General features: G+C 62.3%; 17 protein-coding genes. 8 read left to right on the forward strand and 9 right to left on the reverse strand.

Annotated elements, in window-relative coordinates; genetic code table 11:
• Positions 1 to 163: 163 nt before the first annotated feature.
• The 7 genes from rlmN to rpsT all read right to left on the reverse strand — a co-directional run bounded on the left by rlmN (position 164) and on the right by rpsT (position 12,205).
• Positions 164 to 1,222, reverse strand: a complete 1,059-nt coding sequence (gene rlmN, locus ACGVJ8_RS05370) for a 23S rRNA (adenine(2503)-C(2))-methyltransferase RlmN (protein WP_392346113.1) — start codon at positions 1,220 to 1,222, stop codon at positions 164 to 166.
• The gene (locus tag ACGVJ8_RS05375; protein ID WP_392346115.1) at positions 1,219 to 1,371 is read right to left on the reverse strand and encodes a high light inducible protein; all 153 of its coding nucleotides are present in this window, start codon (positions 1,369 to 1,371) and stop codon (positions 1,219 to 1,221) included. Before ACGVJ8_RS05375 ends, rlmN begins: the two co-directional genes overlap by 4 nt.
• 35 nt (positions 1,372 to 1,406) lie before the next feature.
• Positions 1,407 to 5,495: a DNA-directed RNA polymerase subunit beta' gene (locus ACGVJ8_RS05380; protein ID WP_392346117.1), complete on the reverse strand. Its 4,089-nt coding sequence runs from the start codon at positions 5,493 to 5,495 to the stop codon at positions 1,407 to 1,409.
• 48 nt (positions 5,496 to 5,543) lie between these two features.
• The gene (locus ACGVJ8_RS05385) at positions 5,544 to 7,448 is read right to left on the reverse strand and encodes a DNA-directed RNA polymerase subunit gamma (RefSeq protein WP_392346119.1); all 1,905 of its coding nucleotides are present in this window, start codon (positions 7,446 to 7,448) and stop codon (positions 5,544 to 5,546) included.
• Between the two features lie 48 nt (positions 7,449 to 7,496).
• On the reverse strand, positions 7,497 to 10,790 hold the full coding sequence (gene rpoB / locus ACGVJ8_RS05390; RefSeq protein WP_392346121.1) for a DNA-directed RNA polymerase subunit beta: 3,294 nt from the start codon (positions 10,788 to 10,790) through the stop codon (positions 7,497 to 7,499).
• A gap of 281 nt (positions 10,791 to 11,071) precedes the next feature.
• Positions 11,072 to 11,860, reverse strand: coding sequence for a TatD family hydrolase (locus ACGVJ8_RS05395; protein ID WP_392346123.1), 789 nt, complete (start codon positions 11,858 to 11,860; stop codon positions 11,072 to 11,074).
• Positions 11,861 to 11,908: 48 nt separating this feature from the next.
• Positions 11,909 to 12,205, reverse strand: coding sequence for a 30S ribosomal protein S20 (gene rpsT, locus ACGVJ8_RS05400; protein ID WP_392346125.1), 297 nt, complete (start codon positions 12,203 to 12,205; stop codon positions 11,909 to 11,911).
• 108 nt (positions 12,206 to 12,313) lie between these two features.
• Here rpsT and hisD point away from each other — a divergent pair, with 108 nt between their 5' ends.
• Positions 12,314 to 13,621 (forward strand): histidinol dehydrogenase, encoded by a 1,308-nt coding sequence (gene hisD / locus ACGVJ8_RS05405; protein WP_392346127.1) that lies wholly within the window; start codon positions 12,314 to 12,316, stop codon positions 13,619 to 13,621.
• Here the strand turns inward: hisD and rpiA are convergent.
• Together rpiA and ACGVJ8_RS05415 are read right to left on the reverse strand one after the other, a co-directional pair.
• Positions 13,614 to 14,333, reverse strand: coding sequence for a ribose-5-phosphate isomerase RpiA (rpiA, locus tag ACGVJ8_RS05410; protein WP_392346129.1), 720 nt, complete (start codon positions 14,331 to 14,333; stop codon positions 13,614 to 13,616). The two genes, hisD and rpiA, sit on opposite strands and share 8 nt — an antisense overlap.
• Before the next feature lie 37 nt (positions 14,334 to 14,370).
• Positions 14,371 to 15,438 (reverse strand): trypsin-like peptidase domain-containing protein, encoded by a 1,068-nt coding sequence (locus tag ACGVJ8_RS05415; RefSeq protein ID WP_392346143.1) that lies wholly within the window; start codon positions 15,436 to 15,438, stop codon positions 14,371 to 14,373.
• A 49-nt stretch (positions 15,439 to 15,487) separates the two neighbouring features.
• Between ACGVJ8_RS05415 and ACGVJ8_RS05420 the strand changes: the two genes are divergently transcribed.
• The 7 genes from ACGVJ8_RS05420 to infB form a co-directional block, all read left to right on the forward strand.
• On the forward strand, positions 15,488 to 15,817 hold the full coding sequence (locus ACGVJ8_RS05420) for a hypothetical protein (protein WP_392346131.1): 330 nt from the start codon (positions 15,488 to 15,490) through the stop codon (positions 15,815 to 15,817).
• Between the two features lie 18 nt (positions 15,818 to 15,835).
• Positions 15,836 to 16,279 (forward strand): hypothetical protein, encoded by a 444-nt coding sequence (locus tag ACGVJ8_RS05425; RefSeq protein WP_392346145.1) that lies wholly within the window; start codon positions 15,836 to 15,838, stop codon positions 16,277 to 16,279.
• A 58-nt stretch (positions 16,280 to 16,337) separates the two neighbouring features.
• Positions 16,338 to 16,595, forward strand: coding sequence for a hypothetical protein (locus tag ACGVJ8_RS05430; protein ID WP_392346133.1), 258 nt, complete (start codon positions 16,338 to 16,340; stop codon positions 16,593 to 16,595).
• Between the two features lie 110 nt (positions 16,596 to 16,705).
• Positions 16,706 to 17,173, forward strand: a complete 468-nt coding sequence (gene rimP, locus ACGVJ8_RS05435) for a ribosome maturation factor RimP (RefSeq protein ID WP_392346135.1) — start codon at positions 16,706 to 16,708, stop codon at positions 17,171 to 17,173.
• A 54-nt stretch (positions 17,174 to 17,227) separates the two neighbouring features.
• Entirely contained in the window at positions 17,228 to 18,667 is a 1,440-nt protein-coding gene (nusA, locus tag ACGVJ8_RS05440) for a transcription termination factor NusA (RefSeq protein ID WP_392346137.1), read from the forward strand.
• Complete coding sequence (locus tag ACGVJ8_RS05445) at positions 18,664 to 18,942, forward strand: YlxR family protein (RefSeq protein ID WP_392346139.1); 279 nt, start codon at positions 18,664 to 18,666, stop codon at positions 18,940 to 18,942. The genes nusA and ACGVJ8_RS05445 overlap by 4 nt, the downstream gene beginning before the upstream one ends.
• A gap of 69 nt (positions 18,943 to 19,011) precedes the next feature.
• On the forward strand, positions 19,012 to 21,315 hold a 2,304-nt coding region (infB, locus tag ACGVJ8_RS05450), incomplete at its 3' end, for a translation initiation factor IF-2 (RefSeq protein ID WP_392346141.1).

Genomic DNA, 21,315 nt, shown 5'->3' on the forward strand with positions numbered 1-21,315 from the left:
AATAATCCGCCTCGCCGCTGTTGCGGCGGGCCAGCCACAACCCCAACACCAGGGTGAGAACGAGGTAAGCAACGAGAAGCAGCCAATCGATCGCTGTCATTCGCAGACCCTGTTTCTCAGCAGTGTGCTGAGAAACAGGCCCTCAAGGCCATCAGCCCACCCTTCAGCTCCCGGATGAATTTGGAGCCATCTGCTGACGCCGGAGCTGACCGCAAGCCGCATTTTGATCGAGCCCCCGGCTGGCCCTCAGACTCACGGCGACACCGCGTCGTTCCAAAACGCGACGAAACGCCTCGATCCGCTGCGGCGTCGGTCGTTTGAACTCCTCCTCCTCAATCGGGTTGTAGGCGATCAAGTTCACGTGACTCTGGAAGCCGCCAACGCGATCCGCCAGCTCTGCGGCGTGCTCGGGCTGATCGTTGAGTTCACCAAGAAGGATGTACTCAAAACTCACCCGCCGACCAGTCACCTCAAGGTAATGACGGCAATCCTCGAGGAGAGCGTCATAGGGGTAGGCATGGGCTGTGGGAAGCAGCTCCTCGCGAAGCCGCTGGTTGGGGGCATGGAGGCTCACCGCCAGGGTGAACTGGGCGCGGCCCAACCGCTGCATGGCCAGTTCCGCGAGCTGCGGCAAGGTTTTCGGAATACCCACCGTGCTGACGGTGATGCGCCGTTGGCCGATGCCGAGGTCATCATTGAGGCAGCGGATCGCCTCCAGCACAGCGCTGCTGTTGAGCAGGGGCTCGCCCATGCCCATGAACACGATGTGGGAGGGACGTCGGTCCATCGCCTCACGCACACTCAGCACCTGATCTACGATTTCGTGGGTCTGAAGTGAACGCTGCAGCCCCCCCTTGCCGGTGGCGCAGAAGCGGCAGGCCATGGGACAACCCACCTGGCTGGACACACAGACGGTGAGCCGTTGATCGGTGGGAATGCCGACGGTTTCAATGGTTTCGCCGTCCTCGGTGGAGAGCAGCAATTTGGTGGTGGCATCCGTGGCCACCGAACGATGCACTTCCTTCAGCCGGCCCACATCGATGCCACCCTCTAACAAGGCGGCACGCCAGGTCTTGGGGAAGACCGTGATGCCGGCCAGGGATCGAGCCCCCTTGGCATAGATCCAGTCATGGAGTTGACGGCCGCGGAACGGCTTTTGCCCCTGGGCGACGGCCCAGTCCTGCAGCTCGGCCACGCTGCGACCCAGCAGAGCCTGGGTCACCAGATCAGCAGACCATGACCAAGCTTGATCTCCACCGCCATTAGGGCGATGAAGCCAAGCATGGCCAGACGTCCGTTCAGCCGCTCAGTATGGGTGTGGAACCCATATTTGGGCAGGCGTCTCTTGGGGATCTCAATGGGCTCAGGCATGGAAGGGGCTGCAATGGTGAACGAATGAGCGGAGCTCATTCGTCAGAGAGCAGGCCCTCTTCCTGAAGACCCTCAACGGCTTCAGCATCGACAACCTGCTCTTCCTTCAGCTCATTGTCGGCGTCCGGACGGGTGAACGCGGCGAAATTGCTCGCCGAGGGGTCGATGTTGTGGCGGGTGCGGGTGGCCTCGAGGTCGGCGTCACTGGGGTCATCCAGCACCGCACTGGCGCTGGCCGCAGGGGGCATGTCGACGGTGTAGTCGGGACGTAGGTTCTGCATGCGGCGGTAGCCGGCCGGATCCTCCGAAAGGATGTCGGGGTGGGGGCCAGCCTCCTTCTGCAGCTCTTCTTCGAAGCCGCTGAAGCCGGTACCGGCAGGGATCAAGCGACCGATGATCACGTTCTCCTTGAGACCGCGCAGCCAGTCGCTCTTGCCTTCGATGGCAGCTTCCGTCAGCACCCGGGTCGTCTCCTGGAAGGAGGCGGCGGAGATGAAACTGTCGGTGTTGAGCGACGCCTTGGTGATACCCAGCAGAACCGGGGTGAACTCGGCGGGAGCCCCACCGGTGATCGCCATGGCTTGGTTGGTGTCTTCCACCTGACGCAGTTCGATCAGCTCACCCGGCAACAGGGTGGTGTCGCCTGCATCTTCAATCCGAACCTTGCTGGTCATCTGACGCACAATCACTTCGATGTGCTTGTCGTCAATAGAGACGCCCTGAGATTTGTAGACGTTCTGAACCTCAGTCACCAAACGGTGTTGCAGGTTGGCGATCGCCTCCTGAGCGGCCTCCATCAGAGGCTTGCGGCTGCGCAGATCTTCGAAGTAGCACTCGAGCAACTCGTGGGGGTTGATCGGGCCATCGGTCAGCAGTTCACCAGCAGTGACCTGTTGGCCATCACTCACCATGATGTTGCGGCCGAGCAGGATCGGATATTCACCGATGGCGTCATCGGATTCGATCACGTTGACGGCGAGGGACTCGTCGTCTTCACCCTGCTTGATCTCAACGGTACCGGGCTTCTTGCAGAGAATCGCGGATTCACGGGGGCGACGGGCCTCCAGCAATTCCTCGATTCGGGGCAGACCCTGAACGATGTCACCGGTCTTCTGGCGTTCGAACACCAGCAGTGCCAGGCCATCACCCCGCTGCACCAGATCTCCATCGCGCAAGTGCAGGACGGAGTCGGGAGACACCATGTAGGGGCGTCCCAGGCGCAGGGTGACGCTGTTGCCGCTGACGGCCTCGACTTCACCACAGCAGCTGGCGGTTTCGCCGTCGGCAAGGGCATCGCCATCGACAATCCGCTGACCAACACTCACCACCGGCTTGCCGGAAGTGCTCAGGGTGATGGTATCTTCGGGGCGTTCCACGATCATCCGACGCACCGGGTCAGCTTCCGTGGCTTCCGGCAACTGGGCCAGACCTGCCTGCTTGCAGAGGATCTGCGTGGTGGCGGCGACATCGCCAGCCTTCACTGACACGCCATCTTCGACCTGCAGCTCGGTGTGGGTTGAGCCGTGGCTGGAGTCGGACATGGTGTCGCGACGCACCAGGATCGACTCGAGGATCACGAGGCGCAGACGGGAAATGGTCTTGGCCCGCTTGTCGGGGGCCTTCTCCACATCTACCGTCATCTGCGGGGTGGTGTCGAAGGTCTCGAGCAGCAGCTGGGTCTTGAGCAGCTCCACACCTTCAACGGATTTGATCAGTTCGTTGTCCTTAAACGCCAGGCGCTGGGTGGCCTTGATGCCGAGGTGAGGGCCATTGGCCTGCTTCACATGGGACAGCTCAGGCAGCTGGGCCTCGTTGGGAATGGTGTACTCCTCAACCGGACGCAGCAGCAGACCCTTGCCTTCGGGGGTCTCTACCGTCTGCACGTACTTCATCGTGTCAACGGACAGCCCCTTGGCGATGTCCTCACCGGGGTGGACCATCTGGCCATCACCGTCGAAACGCTCCAGCGCCTTGGCATCGGTGCAGAGGTGGAACTCACCACTGCGGACAATGATTTCGCGGAGGATGTCGTTCTTCTGGGTGACGGTGACGATGCCCGCGGTCTGGCTGAAGATGTCTTTGACAACCTCGGTGCCGGCCTCGATCCACTGACCGTCGGTGATCATCAACAGAGAGATGTCCTTGTTGATTTCGTGGGTCTCCTGGGGGATCCACAGCAAGGTGCCGCCCTTGTTGACCTCGTAACCATTCTTGGCGGAACGGGCCTTCTTGATCGCCAAACCAGGTGCAAACTTCACCAGACCTCCGGTGCCGGTGCGGAAGCGGTCATCCGCCAGTTCAGCGATGACCTCACCGGAACCGATCTTGCTACCGGGGATGGTGTTGAGGCGGTAACGGGTGCCGTCCTTGGCCTCGAGATTCCAGATCTCACCGGAGTGGGTGGACTCCTCCAGCAGTTTGAAGTCCTTGAGGGTCATCGCCGTGGTGACAATCTGCACCTCGCGGGAATCACCGATGGAGTCGCGCAGGCGAACTTCACCGCCGTACTCACTTCGCTGGCTGGCTTCGGCCAGCACCTGCCCCTCGGTGACCTGGGTGTCACTGCTGACCACAGGCTGAGCGTTGGGCGGCAGGTTGTAGACATCACCTGACAGCACCCACATCCGGCCGAGGCGCTGAGCCTTCAGGGTGATGTTGCCCTGGCGGTCGGTGACCTCACGGGGCTGGATCGCCTCCTCGTAGCGCACCTGACCGGCCAGGTCGCAGATCACGTCCTTAGTGGCCTTCTCCACACTCTTCTTGACCGCACCAGCAGCGATCTGCGCCAACGTGACGTCGGCATCGATGTCAGCACCGTTGTCGACGAATAACAGGGAGCCATTGGTGATCTCGATCTTCTGGGCCTTGCCCTTGCCGGACGGCTTGATCGTGAAGTTGAAATCAACCTCAGCCTGTTGGGCGTTAACACCATGGGGGGTGCGGTAGGGACGCACCCGCGCCTTGCTACCGAACTCGACGGTGCCTGCCACCTTGGAGCGGACCACACCGGTTTCAGCGGTGGACACACCACCAGTGTGGAAGGTCCGCATGGTGAGCTGGGTTCCAGGCTCACCGATCGACTGAGCCGCGATGATGCCGACGGCTTCTCCCAGGTCGACCAGTTCGTTGTGGGCCAGTGCCCAGCCGTAGCACTTACGGCAGACGGAACGGTTGGCTTCGCAGGTGAGCGGCGAACGCACACTCACGGCCTTCACGCCAGCGGCCTCAAAGGACTTGGACAGCGGCGGATCGATTTCGGTGTCGCGCTCAGCCAGCACCTCGCCATCGGCATTCACCACTTGGGCAGCGGTCAGGCGACCCACAAGCCGGCTGCCGAATTTGCCGTCCTCAGCGTCCACCACGATGTGGCGGGTCGTGCCGCAATCGTCCTCACGGACGATCACATCCTGGGCAACGTCCACCAGACGACGGGTGAGGTAGCCCGAGTCGGCGGTGCGCAGCGCCGTATCCACGAGACCCTTCCGGGCGCCGTAGGAGGAGATGACGTACTCAGTGACAGTCAGGCCCTCACGGAAGTTAGTGCGGATCGGAAGGTCAATGATTTCGCCCTGCGGGTTGGCCATCAGGCCGCGCATGCCCACCAGCTGACGCACCTGGGACATGTTTCCCCGGGCACCGGAGTTGGCCATCATCCACACTGAGTTCAGCGGTGCGTTCTCATCAAAGTTCTTTTTGACGGCATCCACCAGACGCTCGTTGGTCTCTGTCCAGGTGTCGATCACCTTGGTATGACGCTCCACCTCGGTGATTTCACCCAAGCGATAGCGCTCTTCGGTGGCCGTGATCTGTTCCTCGGCCTGGCCCAGCAGATCTTTCTTCGCCTCGGGCACCTTGAGGTCGTCGACAGAGATCGACACAGCCGCCTGAGTGGCGTACTTGAAGCCAAGATCCTTGAGGTTGTCGGCCATGGACGACGTCACCGCCGTGCCGTGATTCTTGTAGGACCAGGCAACGAGCTGCTTGAGGGCCCGCTTGTCGATGACCTGGTTGCGGAACGGCGGCGGGGTCTTCGAGAGCGGACGCGATGCGCTCACGGGAGCCTCTTTGGCGGCCTTGGAAGCTTTACTGGATTTGGACTTGCGGGATTTCGAGGACGAGGTCATGGCTGCGCGCGGATTCAGGAGGTAGGGAGGAAGGACATCTGGTTTGATTCAGGCGGCGGCCACCGCGTCGATGATCGTGTGATTCATCACCACGCGGCCCACAGTGGTGAGGATGTAGCGACTGATCAGGGCACCGTCTTCATCGAAACGGTCGCGGCGGAAGCTCCACTCTTCGATGCGCGTGCCATCGCTGAGGGATTCGCTCTTGCTGGGGGCATCCAGCTCTTCATCATCCTGAACTTCACCGTTGAAGCGGACCCATACCCAGTCATGCAGACCGATCCGGTTGTCTTCGAAGGCGTGGATGACATCCTCCAGCCCTGCGAAAGTGCAGCTGCGATCGCTGAAGTCGGGCTTGGAGGCACCGGGTTGAAGCGCCGTCAGGTAGTAGGAGCCGAGCACCATGTCCTGGGACGGGGTGATGATCGGCTCGCCGGTCGCAGGCGACAGAATGTTGTTGCTGGCCAGCATCAACATGCGGGCCTCGGTCTGCGCCTCGATGGCCAGGGGCACGTGAACGGCCATCTGGTCACCGTCAAAGTCAGCGTTGAAGGCTGGGCAGACCAGGGGGTGCAGCTGAATGGCGCGGCCATCCACCAGCTTGGGTTCGAAGGCCTGGATGCCGAGACGGTGCAGGGTTGGAGCACGGTTCAGCAGGATCGGGTGACCGTCGATCACCTCCTGCAGCACCTGCATCACTTCATCGTCGGCACGCTGAATCAGCTTCTTGGCCGCCTTGATGTTGTTGACGATGTTCTGGCGGATCAAGCGGTGAATCACGAAGGGCTGGAACAGCTCGATCGCCATCTCCTTGGGCAGACCGCACTGGTGCATCTTCAGCTTCGGACCCACCACAATCACGGAACGACCGGAGTAGTCGACCCGCTTACCCAGCAGGTTCTGACGGAAGCGGCCTTGCTTGCCTTCGATGATGTCGCTCAGTGACTTGAGCGGACGGTTGTTGGCACCCACCACGGTGCGACCGCGACGGCCGGTATCGATCAGAGCATCGACGGCCTCCTGCAGCATCCGCGTCTCGTTGCGGACGATGATTTCAGGAGCCAGGATTTCCTGGAGCCTCGCCAGACGGTTATTGCGGTTGATCACCCGCCGGTAGAGATCATTGAGATCACTGGTGGCGAAGCGACCGCCGTCGAGCTGCACCATTGGACGCAGATCGGGCGGAATCACCGGGATCACATCCAGCACCATCCACTCGGGACGGGCGTTGGTAGCGATGAAGTTGTCGATCACGCGCAGACGCTTGATCAACTTGGCGCGCTTCTGACCCTTGCTGCCGTTGATCTCCTCACGCAGCTGTTCAGCCACTTCATCGAGGGTGAGGTCTTCCAGCAGTTGCTTGAGGGCCTCGGCACCGATGCCCACCACGGGTTCATTCTCGATCTCGGAATCTTCGGCGTAGATCTCGTCTTCAATTTCCAGCCACTCGTCTTCCGTGAGCAGCTGCTTGTACTTCAGGTCCTTGTGGTCGCCGGGATCCAGCACCACGTAGCAGTTGAAGTAAACGATCTGCTCGACATCCCGCAGGGGCATGTCCAGCAGGATGGCCACGTAGCTGGGGATCCCCTTCAGGTACCAGACGTGGGAGACGGGTGCCGCCAGCTTGATGAAGCCCATGCGGTGACGACGCACACGGCTCTCGGTGACCTCCACACCGCAGCGTTCACAAACGATGCCCCGGTGACGCACCCGTTTGTACTTGCCGCAGTGGCATTCCCAATCTTTGGAAGGGCCAAAGATCTTTTCGCAGAACAGCCCGTCCATCTCGGGCTTGAGGGTGCGGTAGTTGATGGTCTCCGGCTTGGTGACCTCACCGACAACCTGACCGTTGGGCAGGGTGCGCTGTCCCCACTCCATCACCCGATCGGGTGAGGCGAGGGTGATCTTGACGTAATCGAAGTGATTCTCGGTGCGGAGGTTGCTGTTGGTCATTGACGGTTAAGGAGGAAGGAGCGGGGAATCGGTTGGTTCGTTGATCCGTCAGTCCTCGTCGTAATCCGCGACGCCGAGGGATTCGTAGGTGGGCCTGCTGGGGGTGCTGCGACGGGGGTTCACGTCCTGCATCAGATCCACTTCCTTGCCTTCGTCGGTGTAGACGGCGATGTCCAGACCCAGGGACTGAAGCTCGCGCATCAGCACCTTGAAGGATTCCGGCGTACCCGGGCGGGGGATCGGCTTGCCCTTGACGATGGCGTTGAGGGCCTCATTACGGCCCTGCATGTCGTCGGATTTGACCGTGAGCAGTTCCTGCAGGGTGTAAGCGGCGCCATAGGCCTCGAGGGCCCATACCTCCATCTCACCCAAACGCTGACCACCTTGCTGTGCCTTACCGCCCAAGGGCTGCTGGGTGACCAAGGAGTAGGGGCCGGTGGAACGGGCGTGAATCTTGTCATCCACCAGGTGAACCAGCTTGAGAAAGTGGGAGTAACCCACGGCCACGGGCTGATCGAAGGGCAGACCGGTGCGGCCATCCCGCAGCTGCAGCTTGCCGGGATCCTCAGGGTCGTACACCCAACCCTTGCCGGGCTGCTTGGCGGCTTCCTTGAGGAAGGTCTCGACGGTCTGCTGCGACTTCTCAGCCCCGTGCATCTCATCGAAGGGAACGATGCGCACGCGGCAATCCAGGTTGGACGCCGCCCAACCCATCAGCAGCTCGAACACCTGACCCACATTCATCCGGCTCGGCACACCCAGGGGGTTGAGCACGATGTCGACCGGGGTGCCGTCGGGCAGATAGGGCATGTCCTCCCGGGGAAGGATGCGGCTGATGATGCCCTTGTTGCCGTGGCGGCCGGCCATCTTGTCGCCGACCTGGATCTTGCGGCGCTGGGCCACATAAACACGCACCACCATGTTCGCGCCGGGGGGCAACTCATCACCCTGTTCACGGGTGTAGATGCGCACGTCCACAACACGTCCACGCTCGGTGCCGGGCACCCGCAGGGAGTTGTCGCGCACATCACGGGCCTTCTCACCGAAGATCGCGCGCAGCAGCTTCTCTTCCGGCGGCTGATCGGATTCACCCTTGGGTGTCACCTTGCCCACAAGGATGTCGCCGCTTTCAACGAAAGCACCCACGCGGATGATGCCCATCTCATCGAGGTTGCCAAGGCTTTCCTCAGCGACGTTGGGGATCTCGCGGGTAATCTCCTCAGGTCCGAGCTTGGTCTGACGGGCCTCGATCTCGTACTTCTCGATGTGAACCGAGGTGTAGAGGTCTTCGGTGACCAGCCGCTCGCTGACCAGCAGCGCGTCCTCGTAGTTGTAACCCTCCCAGGGCATGTAAGCGATCAGAATATTCTGACCCAGGGCGATTTCGCCGCCTTCACAGGCCGAGCCATCCGCCATCACCTGACCGACGATCACGGGATCGCCACAGCGGACGATCGGGCGCTGGTTCAGGCAGGTGTCCTGGTTGGAGCGCTGATACTTCTGCAGGAAGTGGGTGTGGTCGTTGCCGTCCTCGTCCTGAACAACGATGGCGTTGGCATCCACATAGGTGACGGTGCCACTCACCCGGGAGATCGGCACCATGCCGGAGTCGCGGGCCACCTGGGTTTCCAGACCAGTGCCCACCAGGGCACGCTCGGGACGCAGCAACGGAACAGCCTGACGCTGCATGTTGGAGCCCATCAGGGCGCGATTGGCGTCGTCGTGTTCCAGGAAGGGAATAAGGGACGTTGCCACGGAAATCACCTGTACCGGAGAGAGGGCGACGTAGTCGACCTGCTCGGGGGGGACCTTCTCGAAGTCCTGGCGGTAACGCACAGGAATCAGATCCGCCGAAATCCGGCCGTCGTCCTCAGTGGCCACGTCACCAGGGGCAACACGCACTTCGTCTTCCCGGTCTGCAGACAGGTAGATCGGATCGCCATCCTTCAGGACGACGCCGTTCTCCACCTTCCAGAACGGAGTTTCGATGAAGCCGTACTCGTTAACCCGGGCGTGGGTGGCCAGGGAGTTGATCAGACCGGCGTTGGGACCTTCCGGGGTCTCAATCGGGCAGAGACGGCCGTAGTGGGATGGGTGAATATCGCGAACAGCGAAACCTGCACGCTCGCGAGTGAGACCACCGGGTCCAAGAGCCGAGATGCGGCGCTTGTGGGTGAGCTCAGCCAGAGGGTTCGTCTGGTCCATGAACTGGCTGAGTTGGCTGGAGCCGAAGAACTCCTTGATTGCCGCCACCAGGGGCTTGGGGTTCACCAACTGCGCTGGGGTCAGCGAATCGGTTTCTCCGACGGTCATCCGTTCCTTGATGATCCGCTCAAGACGGTTCAGACCCACTCGAACCTGGTTCTGCAGGAGTTCACCCACGGAACGCACGCGGCGGTTGCCGAGGTGGTCGATATCATCGAGACTGGCGCCGCCGACATCCAGCTCCAGGTTGATCAGGTAATCGAGGGTGGAGAGCACGTCCTCATGGGTGAGGGTGCGCACCATGTCGGGGATGGTGAGACGCAGCTTCTTGTTGATCTTGTAGCGGCCGACCCGACCGAGGTCGTAGCGCTTGGGATCAAAAAAACGGGTCTGCAGCAGCTGCTGACCACCACTCACTGAGGGGGGTTCACCCGGGCGCAGTTTCTTATAGAGCTCAAGCAGCGCCTGATCTTCCGAGCTGATGCCCTCGTCGTTCGCGGCATCAATCGATTTCTTGTAGAATTCAGGATGACGCAGCTTGTCGAGCACGTCGTTGTCGGACAGACCCATGGCACGCATGAGCACGTGCGCGTTGATCTTGCGGGTCTTGTCCACACGGACGTGGAGCAAGTCGTTCTTATCCGTCTCAAACTTCAGCCAGGCACCCCGGTTGGGGATGACGCTGGCGTTGTAGGTGCGCCGGCCGTTCTTGTCCATTTCATCCTTGAAATAGACACCGGGGCTCCGCACGATCTGGTTCACGATCACGCGCTCTGCGCCGTTGATGATGAACGTGCCGCGCTCGGTCATCAGCGGCAGTTCGCCGATGAAGACCTCCTGCTCCTTGATCTCACCGGTCTCCTTGTTGACCAAACGGCAGGTCACATACATCTGCGACGCGAAGGTCGCATCACGGCGCTTGGCCTCTTCCACATCGTGGCGGGGACGCTTCAGCCGGTACTCGCTACCGATGAAGTGCAGCTCCAGCTTGCCGGTGTAATCCGTGATTGGCGAGAAGCTTTCCAGCTCCTCGATCAGACCTTGATCCAAAAACCACTTAAAGCTGGCCCGCTGCACCTCCACCAGATCAGGGAGGTAGGTGGCGGTCTTGGCGACCTGAATCGCGCTGCTGCTCATGCGGGGACCGGCAGAGAGGACGAAGGGACTGGGGAGGACTGGATTGGCGGCAACAGCTCACCCGACAGGACGATTCGACACGACAGCGGCACCGACGGCTTCCAGGACGGAACCGACAGCGCCGCTACTGCTGTTCAGAAATCGCGGGTCAGATCAGCTGACGACGACAATTGCACCGGAAGGAAATGGACGCTTCAGCCACCACACACAAGAAGGAATCCTGCGCATGACCAGACCAATACGACATCTTACATATGGGCTCGACACCCTTGGAACTCCGGTTAAGGGAGTCCGAACAAACGCCGGGCGTTGGCGGTGCTGCTGCAGGCCACGCTGTCGAGATCCACGCCGCGGAGCGCGGCCACCCGCGTGGCAACGGAGGCCACAAAGGCCGGCTCGTTCCGCTTGCCTCGGCGAGGCACAGGGGCTAGGAAAGGGCAATCGGTTTCCACCAGGAAACGATTCTCCGGCACCTGACGGGCGCAGTCGTGGGTCGGCTCCGCCTTCGGAAAGGTGACGGTGCCACTGAAACTGATGTAGAAGCCGAGATCCAGGAACTGGTGCATTTCATCGGGGGTGCCGCCCCAGCAGTGCATCACCCCTCCAGGGCAACGGCCCTGCGCCTTGCGGGCCCGCAGTTCCTCCAGCATCGGCTCGGCGGCATCCCGGCAGTGGATGATCACCGGCAGGCTCAACTCCATCGCCAGATCCAATTGAGGACGCAGCACAGCAAGCTGCTCCTCGAGATTCTTGTCACGAAAGAGATCGAGCCCGAGCTCCCCGATGGCGACCACCCGATCGTCCTCCAAGGCCGCCCGACGCAGCACCGCCACCGTGTCATCCCGCCAATGCTCGGTATCCAGCGGATGGACGCCGACGGAATAGCGCATCTCCGGGAACCGATCCGCCAAGGCGCGGATCGCCGGAATTTCAGAGGGTTCGACGCAGGCGTGCAGCAGAGCACCAACCCCAGCCTCACGCCAGCGTAAGGCCACCTCATCGAGATCGTCATCAAAGTTGCGAAAGACGATGTGACAGTGACTGTCAATCAACGTCGGGGTGGGGGACACAGCTGGGCCGAAACGCGCTTTCGGCCCATTCTGCCGGTTGAAACCGAATCAGCTGGCGGGCTCGAGCACCTTGCGCACAGTCGCGCTAAGGCGGGACTTCTGATTGGCGCCATTGTTGCGGTGCAGCACACCAACTTTCACGGCCTTGTCGATCTTGCTGAAGGCGGCACGCATGGAGGTCTGGACGCTGGCCTTGGCTTCATCCCCAGGGGTGGCGCTGTAGGCATCACAGGCGGCGAAGCAGCGCTTCATCAGGGTGCGCATCGACGACTTGTAGGTGCGATTGCGCAGACGGTTGCGCTCAGCAATCTCAATCCGCTTCTTGGCTGACTTGTTATTGGCCACTGAGGCTTCAACGTTACGAACAATCGGGCACTTTACTCCTTGACAGGACCCCCTTCCCTGCGTTGTGGAGTCCTAACTTGGCTGAGATCTTCCACCGTTCCTTTGTCTGTGAGCCAACCGGCCGTTGCTCCCCTTCGCATCGTGCGGGATCCGGAACAGGCCCAGACGGAACTTCAGCGGTTGTTAGGCCGCACCACACAATCTCAGCAAGGTGAAGCCCGTGAGCGGGTTGAGACCATCCTTTCGGCGGTGCGCGACCGAGGCGATGCGGCCATTGCCGATTTCACCGAACGGTTCGATGGCTTCCGGCCAGAACCGATGGAGGTTCCCCCCGAGGCACTCGAACAGGCCTGGACTTCGCTGCCGACCAACTTGCGGGACGCCCTGGAGCTGGCCCATCGCCGCATCACCGATTTTCACCAACGCCAACGTCCCGCCGATCTGGCGGTGACGGGCCCCCACGGCGAACAGCTCGGGCGGCGCTGGCGACCGGTGGAGCGGGCAGGTCTCTACGTGCCCGGAGGACGAGCGGCTTACCCCAGCACCGTGCTGATGAATGCGGTGCCAGCCCGGGTCGCCGGCGTGAAAGATGTGGTGATCTGTTCCCCCGCCAGACGGGATGGTGCGGTTACCCCCGTGGTGCTGGCAGCGGCCCACCTCGCCGGTGTGAAAACGGTGTTCCGCCTCGGAGGTGCCCAAGCTGTCGCCGCCATGGCCTACGGCAGCGACAGCGTGCCCAAGGTGGATGTGATCAGTGGTCCCGGGAACCTTTACGTAACCCTGGCGAAACAGGCGGTGTACGGTCAGGTGGCTATCGATTCCCTGGCGGGACCGAGCGAAGTACTTGTGATTGCAGACCACTCCGCCAAGCACGATCAGGTGGCGGCGGATCTGTTGGCGCAGGCGGAGCACGACCCCCTGGCGGCGGCGGTGCTGATCACCACCGACCCTGCATTGGCCGACGGGATCAACGCCGCAGTGGCCGAACAGCTGGCCGATCACCCCCGCCAGGAGATCTGCGAAGCCGCTCTGCGGGACTGGGGGCTGGTGGTGGTCTGCGACGACCTCGAGAGCTGTGCCCGCTTGAGCGACAGCTTCGCCCCCGAACACCTGGAGCTGCTGGTGGAGCGGCCCGACCCCCTGGCGGATCGCATTCAGAACGCCGGAGCCATTTTCCTAGGCCCCTGGTCTCCAGAAGCAGTGGGGGATTACTTGGCAGGGCCGAACCACACACTGCCAACCTGTGGAGCCGCGCGCTTCAGCGGGGCCCTGAGCGTTGAGACCTTCATGCGCCACACGTCGCTGATCGGTTTCAACCGGGCTGCACTGGAAGCAACGGGTTCAGCTGTGCAGGAGCTGGCCACCAGTGAAGGCCTGCACAGCCACGCTGAATCAGTGAGGCGGCGTCTCAGCTGAGGCGCTTCTCCAGGCTGCGGACACCCGCCACGCCATCGACGATCTCACCAACCAAAATCTCATCGGTGATGTTGACGAACAGGCCGTTCTCCAGCACACCGGGGATGTTGTTAATGATCTGCTCCAGGGCCACGGGATCGGTGATGCCGCCGTCGAGTTTAGCGTCCAGCACCAGGTTGCCCTGATCGGTGACCACGGGGCCGGCCTTGCGCTGGGCCATGCGCAGCTCAGCGCTGCCCCCGAGGACTTCCAGCTGATGCTTCACCTGGCGCCAGGCCCCGGGAAGCACTTCCACCGGCAACAAAAATCCAAGGTTGAGACGGTCCACCAGTTTGGTGGAGTCCACCACCACCACAAAACGATCTGCCCGTGCCGCCACGAGTTTTTCCTGCACGTGGCAAGCGCCACCGCCCTTGATCAACTGGAAGCCAGGGTCGACTTCGTCGGCACCATCGAGGGCCAGATCAATCCGGCTGACGGCGTTGAGGCTGAGTAGGGGAATGTTGAGCTCGGCGGCCAACACCTCTCCTTGGAAGGAGGTGGTGACACCGACGATGTCTTTGAGTTCGCCGCTGGCGAGCTTGGCCCCCAGGCCCTGAATCATCAACGCTGCGGTGGAGCCTGATCCCAGACCCAGCACCATGCCGTCCTTGATCTGTTCAACAGCGGCATCAGCCACCGCCTGCTTCATCTGAGTCTGTAGATCAGCCATCAGGTCACATCCTTTGGGCGGAACCGTAGCAAGGGTTTCAAGCCATCCCAGGCAGGGGCTCCGGTTTGACGGAAAGGGTCAGCTCGCGGCCCGCCCGCAGCACCTTCAAGGGCAGGGGAACATCGATGGCTGCGGCATCCACCACCTCGAGCAACGCCTGAGGGTCGGGAATGTCGCGCTCATCCACCGTGATCAACAGATCGCCGCGGCGCAGTCCTGCTTTTTCGGCCGGGCCATCGGGAAGCACGGCTTGCACCAGGGCACCGCTGCGTTCCGGCAGCTGCACAAGGGCATTGGGGTCCTTGTTGTGCTCGCGCGCGATGCGGGGCGTGAGCGCGACGAGTTGGAGACCGATGTAGGGATGCACCACTTCACCCTGCTGCTGCAGCTGATCGGCCACCCGGCGGGCCAGGTTGATCGGGATGGCAAAACCGAGGCCGGCCCCAGGGCCCGACCGCACCAGGGTGTTGATGCCAATCACCTGGCCATCGCCGTTGACCAACGGCCCACCGGAATTGCCGGGGTTGATGGCGGCATCGGTCTGAATCAGTTCCAGCCGTTTGTCGGCGAAGCCAAGGTTGTTGATGTTGCGGTGCAGGCTGCTGACGATGCCCAGGGTCACCGTGCGTTCCAATCCAAACGGGGTGCCGAGGGCGATCGCCCAATCGCCCACCTGCATGGCTTCCGAATCACCCAAGGGAGCCCGCGACGGCAGTTGATCCCCCTCGAGACGCACCAGGGCCAGATCCGTCACCGCATCGGTGCCCACCACCTGGCCATCCCGCTGTTCGCCGTCGGCCAGGGTGACGCTGACGGACTCCACCCGATCCACCACATGGGCGTTGGTGAGCACAAGCCCCTTGGCATCGATCACCACACCGGAGCCTTGGCCCCGTTCCCGCTCCGGACCTGCCGGAGGGTCCCCCAGCAGGTCCCGCAGCAGAGGATCGAGCAGCGTGGGGTCAAACGGCTGACGTTCCACGGTGCGCTCGGTGTCGATCCGAACCACCGCAGGGGCCACCCGCTGAACGGCATCGGCCACAAAGCTGTGCTCCAGGGCCTGAGCGGCGGCTCCAGCACCGACCAGGACCGCCACGGCTACCAGAACGGCCAAGAGTTGACGCAGGGCGTACCGCAATACAAGACCTAATGAATTGCCTTCTTTTTATCGGATCCAACCCGAGAAACGGGCCCTGGTCCAAATCGATCGCAATCTCAAGGATCTGTCGCTGGTGGAATCCACCCACACCGATCAGTTCCATCGGCTCATGGCCGACATGATCAGCGGCGTGGAGCCCTGCCACAAGGGCTGCGAGTACTTCGGCCTCTGCGGTGGGGGCAACGGCAGCAACAAGTTCTGGGAACACGGCATCCTCGCCTCCAGCGAAACCAACGCCTGCCGCTTCGGCACCCAGATTCCTGTTCAGGTGCTGTTGGAACGGTTTGAAGAAGGTCTTCCCCTGAGGCTACTCACGCCCGATTGAGCAAACTCTCCATGCAATCTGCCCGCGCTGGGCCTGCTGGTCCTTCCGCTGCAAGCCCAGGCCGCTTGCAGCTTTCTGCCACCGGTGGGGGGCGGTGACCCGATTGTGAAAAAGAAGGTGGAGCGTCCCAAGGGCCTGATCGGCAAAGCCATCGGCCGCACCAACTGGAACACCGATTTCGTGGTGGATCAGCCCTACCGCAGTTTCAAGCTGTTTTTCACCGCTGACTCCAGCAACCCCAGCAGCTATCCGATCCAAGCCTTCCTCAAATTCAGCGACGGCAGCAACAGCAAGGTGGCCGATGAACAACTGCAGCCGCCCGTGGGGACAGGCCGGATGTTCGGTCCCTTCCAGCAGGTGCCGGGCAAGAGCATCAGCCAGGTGAATTTCAGGATCGGCGCCAACAAGGATCCACAAGCCACTGGATTCAGTTGCCGCATTTCCGTTCAGGGCTGCCACTGATCGCACAGCAGGTCTTGAGTCCACTGCTTAGGGTCAAGCCGTTTTGTGAGCTTCACCCTTGAGCGAATCCGCTGCTTCACAACGCTGTGAGCTCTGCCAGGTCGTGATCGAAGACCGGCCTGGCCTTCCCGATGTGGTGACGTTCAGCAATGGCCCCAAGGGCAGCCGCAGCAAACTCTGGAGTCGCGTCTGCCAGTACGTGACAGATCCGGAGCGTCGACGCCTCTGCATCAATCAGGATTCCGACGGGCGCGGCCTCGAGCAGCCGGGCGACGCCTTCCCCGATGCACCAGCCATCGATCTTGGCAACACCTGACGACGGGCAGACGGTCCCGTACATTGAAAGTGTGTCCGACGGGCATCTCCCTACGGGAGATCGGTCACAACTGAAATGCACGTCGGGCCGACGTCCGCCCTCAGTTCGCGTTGCCTCATCCTCTGCTTCCAAATATCGAAACGCTGGCCACCGACGTGGCCGCTAGCAAAGGCTTTGCCCTTTGCGGCATTCAGCTGCTCACCCACATGAGCCCAATGACCCTGGAAGTGCAGATCCGTCACAGCAGTGGAGCGGATGTGAGTCTCGATGACTGCGCAGGTTTCAGTGGCGTTTTGGGGGATGCCCTTGAGGCCTCCATCCTGCTCACTGACGCGTATGTTCTTGAAATCAGCAGTCCCGGCATCGACGACCAGCTGTCCAGCGATCGCGACTTTGAAACCTTTCGCGGTTTCCCGGTAAAAGTGCATCACCGCGATAAGGACGACAGCGAGCAAGGCCTGGAGGGCCTCTTGCTCGAACGCGACGCCGACACGCTGCAGATCAACATTCGCGGGCGAATCAAACAGATTCCCCGGGATTGCGTGATCGGTGTCCGCCTCACGAGTCCAGGCAGCTGAACCCAGCGTTCACACCCCTGCAACCGCTCCTTTCTTTTCCACTAACCCAACGCGATGGCTCTCGTCCTGCTTCCCGGTCTCAGCAACCTGATCGACGACATTAGTGAAGAGAAGAAGCTGCCGCCCCAGGTGGTGGAAGCGGCCCTGCGGGAGGCCCTGCTGAAGGGCTACGAGCGCTACCGGCGCACCCTGTATCTCGGCATCAGCGAAGACCCCTTTGATGAGGAGTACTTCAGCAACTTTGACGTTGGCCTCGACCTGGAGGAAGAGGGCTACCGGGTTCTCGCCAGCAAGATAATTGTTGATGAGGTGGAGAGCGAAGACCACCAGATCGCGATCGCCGAGGTGATGCAGGTGGCCGATGACGCCCAGGTGGGCGACACTGTGGTGCTGGATGTGACCCCAGAGAAAGAAGATTTCGGCCGCATGGCCGCCGCCACCACTAAGCAGGTGCTGGCCCAAAAGCTGCGGGATCAGCAGCGCCGCATGATCCAGGAGGAATTCGCTGATCTGGAGGATCCGGTGCTGACGGCCCGGGTGATCCGCTTCGAGCGCCAGTCGGTGATCATGGCGGTCAGCTCAGGCCTAGGACGTCCGGAAGTAGAAGCGGAACTCCCCCGGCGCGATCAGCTGCCCAACGACAACTACCGCGCCAACGCCACCTTCAAGGTCTTCCTGAAAGAGGTGAGCGAAGTGCCCCGCCGGGGACCACAGCTGTTCGTCAGCCGCTCCAATGCCGGTTTGGTGGTCTACCTGTTTGAGAACGAAGTTCCCGAAATTCAGGAAGGATCCGTTTGGATCGTGGCCGTGGCCCGTGAAGCCAATCCCCCCTCCCGTTCAGTGGGCCCCCGCACCAAGGTGGCTGTCGACAGCATCGAACGCGAGGTGGACCCCGTCGGCGCCTGCATTGGCGCCCGCGGCTCCCGGATTCAGCAGGTGGTGAACGAACTGCGTGGAGAAAAAATCGACGTGATCCGCTGGTCCCAGGATCCGGGCCAGTACATCGCCAATTCCCTCAGCCCAGCTCGGGTGGAAATGGTGCGCCTGGTGGATCCCGTGGGCCAACACGCCCATGTGCTGGTGCCTCCCGATCAGCTGAGCCTGGCCATCGGCCGCGAAGGCCAGAACGTGCGCCTGGCTGCCCGACTCACCGGCTGGAAAATCGACATCAAGAACTCCACCGAATACGACCAAGAAGCAGAGGATGCCGTGGTGGCAGAGCTGATCTCCCAGCGGGAGGAGGAGGAAGCCCTCCAGCAGCAAGCCGAAGAACGGCTGGCCGCCGAACAGGCCGCTCGGGCGGAAGAGGATGCACGCCTGCGGGAGCTGTATCCGCTGCCCGAAGACGAGGAGGAGTACGGCGAGGAGCTGCCCGAGCAGGAGTTCTCTGACGAGGAGCCCGCTGAGGTGGAAGTCGGCACTGAGACCGAAGCTGAAACCACGGACGCAGGGGTTGAAGCTGATGACGATCCCGATCAGGAGCAGGTCCGGTGAGTGACCGCCCCGTCCTGCGTCGCTGCGTGGCCTGCCGCCAGCTCTTGGATCGCCGCCGACTCTGGAGGGTGATCCGCGACCATCAGGACGGAGTTCTCCTCGATGAGGGGATGGGCCGTTCGGCCTATCTCTGCCGCGAGGAGCACTGCCTTGAGGAGGCGACCCGTCGCAAACGTCTGCAGAAAGCCTTGCGTTGTCAGGTGCCTGAAACAGTGCTTGCGGTGTTGAAACAGCGGCTTCACCAAAGCGTTGGTGAAGCCGCTGAGGCAGACTGAACCTTGGCCTCACGTTGTGCGTGGCCACCGCGGCATTCCATGCCCGGACCGATCGGAGACCCGAACTGAATGACCAGCAGCGGCAAAGTCAGAATTTACGAGCTGTCCAAGGACCTCGGCCTTGAGAACAAGGACGTACTGGATGCGGCTGAAAAGCTGTCGATCGCTGCGAAGAGCCACAGCAGCTCGATCAGTGATGCTGAAGCCGGAAAGATCCGTTCGCTGCTTGGCAAAGGCGGGAATGGTGCGAAGCCCGCGGCAGCGGCCCCTGCCAAGCCCGCACCGGGGAAGGCCATCCTCTCGGTGAAGAAAGCGGCCCCCGCAGCCCCGAGCAAGCCGGCGCCGGCCCCGGTGAAATCATCGGCAGCACCTGCGCGGCCCGCAGCGCCTCAAAAACCACCTGCAGCCCCGAGCCGACCGACGGCGGCAAAGCCCGTGCCACGACCTGCCGCGGCCAAGCCGCAGGTCGTCAGCAAGCCGGCTGCGAGCAAACCGGAACTGGTAAGCAAACCCAAGGCTGCTGCCAAACCCACGGCACCCACGCCGGCTCGCCCGGCGCCGCGGCCCGCAGGGGCTGGAAGTCCAGCACGACCCACCCCTGGCCAGGGTCAGCCTAAGCCACAGATCATCCGCGCAGGCGCGCCATCTCGTGCCGGCGCTCCCACGAAGCCCGGAGCACCTTCACGGCCCACCCCCAGGCCTGAACTGGTGGGCAAACCCGTGCCCCGCCGTCCTGCTGGCACCGGCGTGCCTCAACGCCAGGGCGGTCCAAGCCGTCCAGGAGCCCCCACCCGACAGGGTCTGCCTCCCCGCAGCGGCAACACTCTGGAATTGGTCGGCAAGCCGATTCGTCGCGACGGCAGCAGCACCGGTAGCGGTCGTCCTGGCGCGCCCACCCGTCCGGGAGCCCCTGGACGTCCCGGCATGCCCGCTGGAATGCGCAAACCGGTGGCTCCCGGTGAGCTCATACAGCTACAGAAGCCTGTCGGCAGGCCGGTGGCACCGGCACCCCGCCGTCCCGATGCGCCCACCAAAGCCGGTGCAGGTGCAGGAACGGCCACCCCGCCCGTGGCGCGTCCGAATGCCCCCTCGGCACCCCGCCGTCCCAGCTTCCGTGCCGGTGGCCCTGGTGGCCAACGGCGGCCTGGCCGGCCCGACTGGGATGACAGTGCCCGGCTCGATGCTCTACGCAGCCGCTCACCGCAGAAGCAGCGCCAAAAGGTGCACATTATCGGTGAAAACGATGATTCACTGGCGGCACAGACCGGCGGCTTCGCTGGCGAACAGGAGAATATGGTTCTCTCGGCGAGCCTGGCTCGTCCCGCTAAGCCCAAGTCGCAGCAGCGCACCGCACCCAAGCCGGTGGCGGCGATGCGCAAGCGCAAGAAGGAAACCGCCCGTCAGCGTCAGCGCCGGCGTGCCATGGAGCTGCGGGCAGCCCGCGAAGCCAAGCAGGTGCGGCCCGAAATGATCGTGGTGCCTGAGGACAACCTCACAGTGCAGGAACTGGCGGACATGCTGAGCGTCGAAAGCTCAGAGATCATCAAATCCCTGTTCTTCAAGGGGATCATCGCCACGGTCACCCAGACCCTGGACATGCCGACGATCGAGGCCGTCGCTGACGAATTCGGTGTGCCGGTGCTCCAGGACGACGTGGAGGAGGCGGCCAAGAAGACCGTCGAAATGATCGAAGAGGCCGACAAGGCTCACCTGATCCGGCGTCCACCCGTGGTCACCGTCATGGGCCATGTCGACCACGGCAAAACCAGTCTGTTGGATGCCATCCGTCAGGCCCGCGTCGCTGCGGGTGAGGCCGGCGGCATCACCCAGCACATCGGTGCATATCAGGTTGAGATCGAGCACAACAACGAGCAACGCAAGCTCACCTTCCTGGACACTCCGGGCCACGAAGCGTTCACGGCCATGCGAGCCCGCGGCACCAAGGTGACCGACGTGGCTGTGCTGGTGGTGGCCGCTGATGACGGCGTCCGGCCACAGACCCTAGAAGCCATCAGCCACGCCCGGGCCGCTGAAGTGCCGATCGTGGTAGCGATCAACAAGATCGATAAGGAGGGCTCATCGCCTGAACGGGTGAAGCAGGAGCTGTCTGAGCAAAACCTGCTGGCGGAAGACTGGGGTGGCGATGTGGTGATGGTGCCGGTGAGCGCCATCAAGGGCGAGAACATCGACAAGCTGCTGGAGATGCTGCTACTGGTCACCGAAGTGGAAGACCTGCAGGCCAACCCGGATCGTCTGGCCCGCGGCACCGTGATCGAAGCTCACCTGGACAAGGCGAAAGGTCCTGTCGCCACCCTGCTTGTGCAGAACGGCACCCTCAAGACCGGTGATGTAGTCGCCGCTGGCCCTGTCCTC

The organism is Parasynechococcus sp., from assembly GCF_042954245.1.
In the GTDB taxonomy this organism is placed as follows: domain Bacteria; phylum Cyanobacteriota; class Cyanobacteriia; order PCC-6307; family Cyanobiaceae; genus Parasynechococcus.

Excerpts from the sequence above, each read along its gene's own strand:
- ACGVJ8_RS05375 (WP_392346115.1), bottom strand. The coding sequence starts at position 1,371 with ATGCCTGAGCCCATTGAGATCCCCAAGAGACGCCTGCCCAAATATGGG.
- ACGVJ8_RS05380 (WP_392346117.1), bottom strand. The coding sequence starts at position 5,495 with ATGACCTCGTCCTCGAAATCCCGCAAGTCCAAATCCAGTAAAGCTTCC.
- ACGVJ8_RS05385 (WP_392346119.1), bottom strand. The coding sequence starts at position 7,448 with ATGACCAACAGCAACCTCCGCACCGAGAATCACTTCGATTACGTCAAG.
- rpoB (WP_392346121.1), bottom strand. The coding sequence starts at position 10,790 with ATGAGCAGCAGCGCGATTCAGGTCGCCAAGACCGCCACCTACCTCCCT.
- rpiA (WP_392346129.1), bottom strand. The coding sequence starts at position 14,333 with ATGGCTGATCTACAGACTCAGATGAAGCAGGCGGTGGCTGATGCCGCT.
- nusA (WP_392346137.1), top strand. The coding sequence starts at position 17,228 with ATGGCTCTCGTCCTGCTTCCCGGTCTCAGCAACCTGATCGACGACATT.